This window comes from Litoribacterium kuwaitense (assembly GCF_011058155.1).
GTDB classification, from domain to species: domain Bacteria; phylum Bacillota; class Bacilli; order Bacillales; family DSM-28697; genus Litoribacterium; species Litoribacterium kuwaitense.
In genome coordinates this window covers 1-7,287 of sequence record NZ_JAALFC010000073.1, presented here as the reverse complement: position 1 = coordinate 7,287, position 7,287 = coordinate 1, and the positions used below count along the sequence as shown (strand labels likewise).

The 7,287-nt window shown below is 44.4% G+C and carries 5 protein-coding genes and 1 pseudogene; all 6 read right to left on the bottom strand.

Translation table 11 applies throughout. The features are described from left to right. Positions 1-493 precede the first annotated feature (493 nt). On the bottom strand, positions 494-1,753 hold the full coding sequence (locus G4V62_RS18570; protein ID WP_165205069.1) for a CehA/McbA family metallohydrolase: 1,260 nt from the start codon (positions 1,751-1,753) through the stop codon (positions 494-496). Positions 1,754-1,764: 11 nt separating this feature from the next. Further along, on the bottom strand, positions 1,765-2,619 hold the full coding sequence (locus G4V62_RS18565) for a carbohydrate ABC transporter permease (RefSeq protein ID WP_165205067.1): 855 nt from the start codon (positions 2,617-2,619) through the stop codon (positions 1,765-1,767). Positions 2,620-2,626: 7 nt separating this feature from the next. Then, on the bottom strand, positions 2,627-3,583 hold the full coding sequence (locus G4V62_RS18560; RefSeq protein WP_246218533.1) for an ABC transporter permease subunit: 957 nt from the start codon (positions 3,581-3,583) through the stop codon (positions 2,627-2,629). Further along, positions 3,576-4,994, bottom strand: a complete 1,419-nt coding sequence (locus tag G4V62_RS18555; protein ID WP_312855546.1) for an extracellular solute-binding protein — start codon at positions 4,992-4,994, stop codon at positions 3,576-3,578. The genes G4V62_RS18560 and G4V62_RS18555 overlap by 8 nt, the downstream gene beginning before the upstream one ends. A 10-nt stretch (positions 4,995-5,004) precedes the next feature. Beyond that, the gene (locus G4V62_RS18550; protein ID WP_165205065.1) at positions 5,005-6,042 is read right to left on the bottom strand and encodes a LacI family DNA-binding transcriptional regulator; all 1,038 of its coding nucleotides are present in this window, start codon (positions 6,040-6,042) and stop codon (positions 5,005-5,007) included. Positions 6,043-6,919: 877 nt separating this feature from the next. After that, positions 6,920-7,287, bottom strand: a pseudogene (locus G4V62_RS18545) (extracellular solute-binding protein); the annotation flags it as partial.

The window sequence follows — 7,287 nt, the reverse complement described above, 5'->3', positions numbered from 1 at the left end:
AAGGCTTCTAACCGTAGGAACTACGGGGATAGCCTCATCAATAACTGGCGGTTACGCTCGTGTTCTTAGGAATCTCCCACTTTAAACAGCTCGTAAGAGTGTTAAGTGGGGGTAGTTCAATAAACTCACTGAAGACAACATCGATCAATATATCACTCGCCCTCATACGAAGTCACGCACCATTGATTGTATGAGAGCAGAACATGTGGTTCATTATGAAACTTGGGACATTCGCCCGTACAACCTGCTAGGTCGCTTATCCTAAAAAAAGAAGTCGCGTTTCCCAAACTCACAACAATGTTTATTCCATATAGACTCGTCGTTATTGGTGAGAGCTCACTAGAGAAAGCGCTGTGGAACTATAAACTGCGCGAACAGTTCGCCACTTTATAAGCATCAAACAACCAAAATGTAGACGACACGGTGAGTCATTCACGTCAAACAAGCGCGAACTTGAGAGGATCCAATTTCGCGCTTCACTAAAAACCAAACCTTATTCTTTAATATAAAGAGGGTTACACAACGATAGTAGCTGCTTTCCATCTTCGCTCCATAGCTCAGCACGATAGAAGCGTGTGGCGCTGGCATCGCTTCGCTGCACCCAAGTCGGCTCAGCGGTTGTCAAAGTGTGGGTCGCAGCGAGACCACGTTCTGTATAAAGTCTGACTTCCTGCCCGACCTTTCCTTCATAGACGATCATGTCAAGTTGAACGTCTGCAGCGGCTACTTCATCACCAATAAAAGCTGTACCACTACACACCTCGATACGTGGACCGTCTGCTGAACTGCTGATCACTGTCCTTCCATTTCGAATGGCTTCAAGAGTGCTCTCTACCGTCCGCCCTTTTGCGTGCACCCAGGTTGTCGGTGTTCCATGTGTAACATATGGGTCTGGGCGATGGGTATCACTGCCACCAACTGCCGGAAGACGATAACCTTTCGTCAGTTGCTCATGCCACCAGTTGATCGCTTTTTGATTGATCGTGCGCCATGGTCCGTTCCATACTTCTACAGCTTTCATTTGCTCTGGCCAGTCCCATTCCCATGGACAGCCGTCATCAAACGGATGATTCACGATCCACAGATCACCGCGGGAAACGACAGCATGTGTAAGCTCTGACACCTCTTCATTTGTCTCTACTTGAAAAGACTCCCTCGGGTTAAAACCTCCTAAAATATTCGCGTGGCCTTTATAGGTTGACCATTCCATCCCAGGAATGATCAGCAAGTCACTTTCTGAAAAACCGTGGCGATTTTGTGTAGCTACATTGTGATCCGTCGTCGCAAGATAATCGAATCCCTTTTCTTTTACACTTTGAAATGTTTCTTCAAGCGTGTAACTTCCGTCCGAATGCTCGGTATGCATATGCAAATCGCCTTTGAGCCACATCCGTTCCTCCGCTACAGTCTTTTTCACCGTCACCTCTACGTGGCAGCCTGCCTCGGGTATGCGATACGCCCCGAGAATGATGTGCCACGTGCCACAATGGAGACGTCCTCGTTGGTATCCCGGTGTCGCGTCCTTCTCGGTGATGAAAAACTCCGAACGCGCACCACCACTCCATCCTCGAAATTGATAAGGGTCTGCGATTCCAAGGTCGACAACGGCACCGTTATCTTTTCCGCTAAATTGGTAGGACACTTGAATATGTTCGGTACCTTCGTCAATATACATGGGGAGTTTCACATATGATTTCTCTTCCTCTGCCTGAATTACGTAACTGATTGTCTCTTTATCAATATAACTTTCCAAATGTACGCCTCCTATTCCTTTGTCGCCCCAACCATGATACCTTTCACAAAATATTTTTGTACGAATGGGTATATGATGAGTAACGGTATAAGCGCAATCATAATGCCGGCCATCCGAACATTAGGAGTAAAAAAAGTGCCGCTCGACGTCGCGTCTGATGCAATCACCATCGACTGTAAAGCGAGCTGTAGTGTAAATTTGTTTTGGTCGGTCAAATACAACAGTGCGGGTGTGAATTGATTCCAACGACTGACAAATTCAAACAACATGACCGTCGCTATTCCCGGCTTTGCTAAAGGAAGGTACAGCTTTGTGAAGATCGTCCAGTCCCCCGCGCCATCCATCCGGGCTGATTCAGCAATTTCATAAGATACAGAGAAAAAGAAATTCCGCATCAGTAAAATACTAAATCCAGAAATTAAGCCAGAAAGAATTAATGACGTTAATGTATTTAAAAGCCCTAAATCTTTATTCACAATATAAAGCGGAATCATAATCGCCTCTGAAGGGATAACCATCGTCAGCAATATTAGACTCATCATCCATTTTTTTCCTGGTAGATCACGCTGCACTAGAACAAACCCTGCCATTGACGCTAAAAACACGTGGAAAAACGTCCCTACTACGGTAACGTACACATTATTTAAAAACGGACGCCATAAGTCCATTTGACTCCAAATCGTCGCATAGCCTTCAAGACTAAATGCGGTTGGCCATAAATTTAAACCCCTCTGCATAGAGCTAATCCCTGAAGAGATGGAAATGACAAAGGTGCTCCAGATCGGAATGATCATTGTTAAGGCGACGGCAAGCAAGATGGCAATGTTAAGCCAGCGTCCAGTCTGTTCTTTCCATTTTCCAACCATATTGTTTTCACCCCACATCGTATCGAACGACTTTCCTAAAAATCATGACGAGAATAAGTGTCACAAATATAACGGTAAAGGCTGCTGCCGTTGCAATACCCATTTGAAATTGCAAAATGCCTTTTTCATACGTATACATCATAATGACGTCCACGTGCCGGGCAATCGCAGGATTTGTCATCACGAAAATTTGGTCGAAAATTTTTAAGAACCCCATCATATTTAGCAAAAAAACGACCTTCATCGTAGGTGCCAACTGGGGCAACGTAATATAAAATATTTGTTGTAGCCGTGTCGCCCCGTCCATTTTGGCCGCTTCGTAAAGCGTTGGCGAAATACCGACGATCGCGGCTAAAAAGATAATACAGATGAACCCCATGTCCTTCCATATCGCTGTTAAAACCATGATTGGCTTCGCAAGTGTTGTCTCGGTCAAAAATGGAACCGAATCGATACCAAATAGATTGAGTAACCCATTCACCGTCCCACCATCTGGAGAAAGCATATAAATCCAAATACCACCGACAACGACCCACGAGAATAAATGCGGTAAATACACGATCGTTTGAATCGACTTTTTCATCCAGGCGCTAGCAACTTCATTGAGACTGATCGCTAAAATCAGTGGTGCAACAAAACCACCGATTAAAATTCCGGTTCCAATAATCGCCGTGTTCAGCATGGCATTGACAAAAACAGGATCTTTCCAAACAGCGAGATAATTCTCAAACCAGATAAAATCGCCGCCGCCCATCAATTTAAACTCAGTCATTGACATCGCGAAGCCGCGAATGAGAGGGTAAAAGCTGAAAATCGCAAAATAACCGAGGATGGGGATCATCATCAAATATAGAACATAATGCCTTTTTACCGCTTTAAGCAACGACGAGCGCCCCCTTTTTTTGTCAAAAAGGTGAAACGGCTCGACTGCCGCCTCACCTTTCTTCACAGGAAACTTAATCAATGAGACCTGCTCCTTTTAGCTCTTCTTGCATTTTTTGTACAGCTTCTTCCGCTGGTAATTCACCTGTCATTGCTTGAAAAGCATAATTCTCAACAATCTTTTCCGCATCTGGCCAATCTTCCGTAGACGTTTCGAGCGTTGCATTATGCGCTTGCCATACCTCTCTTGCTTCTGGAAAACCTGGCAGGAAACCGACCGGGTTTTCAAAATTCGTATTATTCGGCATCACTACACCATGATCCATACCGTGCTCTTCACCTGTGGGAGTCAAAGCAACTTCACCATTTTCATCAACTTCATAATCGTGTCCTTCAATGCCGAGTGTGCTTAAAAGGTTTCCTTCTTCAGAATGCCAGTATTCTAAGAATGCCAGTGCGCCTTCTGGGTTGCTGCTGTTTGCAGGAATGGCCCATAGACTTGGGTCCCCACGACGCAACATGACGCCATTTGGTCCTTCTGCACCAGCAATTCCTTTTGCTTCAAAGGCCGTATTTGGATCTTCAGTTAGACGAAGGTTGTTAAAGAGACCAACCCACGCATCCCAGTAAGTAACGACACCTACGCGGTCACTTAAAAAGAGGTCGCGCATTTGCGCTGTATCATTTGTAGCAAAGTTCGGATCAAGCAATCCTTCATCGTACAATTGATTGAACCACTCATACACAGGCACCGCATCCTCGCTTGCATAAGGGATGGTCCGGTTGCCGTTTTCATCAATGACATACTTATATTTGACGCCAGCGGCACTCATAAATGGCTGGATGTCGTATAGGCCTGCGGTCGTCAAACCGTAAGTATCGTCCTTGCCGTTACCATCAGGGTCTTGCTCGCCGAATGCTTTAAACACGTCATAAAATTCATCTAATGTCGTTGGCTCCTCAAGACCTAACTCGTCAAGCCAATCCTGTCGGACGATTGGCATTGTGCTACCTTCTGATTTATTAAATACACCGTATAGTTCATCATTTTCATACGCGATCATGTCCCACTCTTCGTCAGGAATAACCGCTGAATCAGAAAGAACGTCAGATGCAGCGATTTGATCTGTCAAAGGCATAAGTGCTTCTTGAGACACGAGGACATCCATCAAATCCTTTGTTAAGTACACAACATCATAAACCTCACCCGACGCAAATGAAGCAAGTAGTTTTTGATCGTAGTCGGACGGAGGCTTTACCATCTCCACGTCCATATCTAATGCTTTTTCAATCTCCTGGACAAACAATTCGTGCTCTTCCGCATTTTTTCCACCAGCCACAGCCGTAAGGATTTTTAGCGTTTGCTTTGGCTCTTCACTAGATGAATCACCAGTATTGCTTGATGCATTCGAGTCTGTAGAGTTTGAGCCTGAAGAACAAGCAGCGAGGAACACCATGAGACTACATGCAAACATCAACAGGTACTTTTTCACTGTTAGATACCTACCTTATGTTTATTTTTATTGGCGCACTTGACGCACCTTGTATAAAATCCGTTGGCACAATGATTCTTCCAGCAGAACGTGTACTTTCGGCTTCCTCCATTTTCAATTCAGCAAGTAGCTGTCGAGCTGCCGCTTGCCCGAGATGACCGCCATTGAGCTGGACACTGGTGAGTGGAGGAGAAAACCTTGAGACGAACGATTCTTCACTAAAAGACGCAACCGACAAATCTTCAGGGATTCGTATGCCCATCTCTTTTGCAGCGTGATAAACCCCCATTGCACAGCGTTCATTATCTGTAATCATCGCCCCACATTTTTCTTTTTTCAGCAAGCGCGTTGCCGTCGTGTAACCAAACTCAGCAGAAGATTCCTCTGGGGGGATGGAGATGACCCATTCATCACGATAAGTCATTCCTGCTTCCACAAACGCTTTTTCATAGCCTGTCCGCCGATCGACACTTACGGTTCGTTGCGACGGTGCGTTAATAAACGAAATATGTTCATGCCCGAGCTTTAACAAATGAGATGTTAGCTTGCGGGCTGCCTCAACATTGTCGTTATCTACATAAGACAGAGACTCACTTAATCCAGAAGGCGGATTGCCGATAACGATCACAGGAAGGTTCTCCCGCAAACGCTCCTCAATTCTTTGATCGTCAAGCGACGGATCTAACAAGATTTCACCGTCAATCGGGTCACGAGCCAAATGTTCAATATCCGTTTGATATTCATTTGATAGTGCATTAATTAACAGCCGGTAGCCACTTTTATAACACTCGGATAAGACGCCATTGATCAAAGACAGATGAAACTGACTAAATTGATGCTCGTCGCTTAAAAAGTTAAGACCAATCATTTTTGTTTTCTTAATCGCCAACGTTCGCGCCCAATAATTCGGCTTATAATTTAACGTTGCCGCTGCTTCGAGCACGCGTGTCTTCACTTGCTGGCTGATCGGTCGCTTTCCACTAAAGACATTCGAAACGGTTCCTTTTGACACGCCAGCCAGCTTAGCCACTTCAGTAATTGTAGCCATCCTTCCCCCCCTTTCATGTCAACGATTAAACCGGTTTAACTAAGACTTTCAAAACACATTTTAAACCGGTTTAATAAAGGTAGTATAAAGGTACTGTTAACGATATGTAAATATTTTATTGAAAAAATTAAAAAAATTCATAACAATCGTTGATGAACATCGGTTTATTATGTTGCGCTGTGCAACACATCAAATACAATCATATCCTGAGAGGTGTCGAGTGAATTCGTCAACATACCCTTTGCTTGTTCACAAAGTGATCCCCCTTATCCTCAATGGAAACTTTATGGAAAAAAATCAGCCATTTCTTTAGTGCCAATTGAGTAGAGGGAAAAGTTAAGTAACTTTCCCTCTACTCAATTTAATCAATGATCCTTACTTTGAAAAAAGCTAGTTCTTTAAGGGCTTCCGGTTTTAGCGGAAGGGACCAATTGAAAAATGTTTTTGGATTCATCTTCCCAAACAATCTCTCACACAAGCGAAAATAAATCGACCGCCATCCGGTCAACCGGTTTGACCGCTCGGGCAGACAATCCGTACAAAAAAGAAAACCGTGGTTCTACAGAAATTTGCATGCTGATCAAATCTTCGGCATTTAGTTCATCAAGACGCGTCGGGTAACCGAATAGAAAAAAGCTCGGCGGTTAGCTTACGGATGAGTTGCCGTTTCTCTGAAAAACTCAGCAAGTCAAGACTGATGGGAAAAGTGAAGACACTCGCTGCTTTGTTTTAAAATCAAAAAACGTTCGCGGACACCCTTTTTTGAGGGGACGCGAACGTTTTTTCTGGACCAAAGAAAGAGGCACGCCAGGCAGTCAATACGATGCGTGTACAAATAGCACAGTACGACGCTTTCCGCTTAACACGTTTTTCACCATTAGCGCTCATGATAACGATCAAGCGCATCCTGATTAATTTCAATGGCACGTTCGATGCCCATTCCTTTTAATGTCTCAACATACGCACCAAAATCGTCAAGTGGTTCTTCACCCATAATGAATTTATTAACCATCGTCTCTCTATACGTGTTTACATCATTTAGAATTGACGATAGCTCACCACTTTCTTCTACCGTTGGTGCAATGTGCGGCATGTTTTTGTCGTTTTTTTCCTTCCCCCCAAATGACGATCGCTTCCTGTTGCTCTGCAATTGCATGTACTGCTCAATGTAGCGGGCATCTTGAACAAACGGCCCATATCCTGTTCTGATAAATTTCGCAAGCGCTTGAACCATTGGCAGCCCGT

Excerpts from the sequence above, each read along its gene's own strand:
- G4V62_RS18565 (WP_165205067.1), bottom strand. The coding sequence starts at position 2,619 with ATGGTTGGAAAATGGAAAGAACAGACTGGACGCTGGCTTAACATTGCC.
- G4V62_RS18550 (WP_165205065.1), bottom strand. The coding sequence starts at position 6,042 with ATGGCTACAATTACTGAAGTGGCTAAGCTGGCTGGCGTGTCAAAAGGA.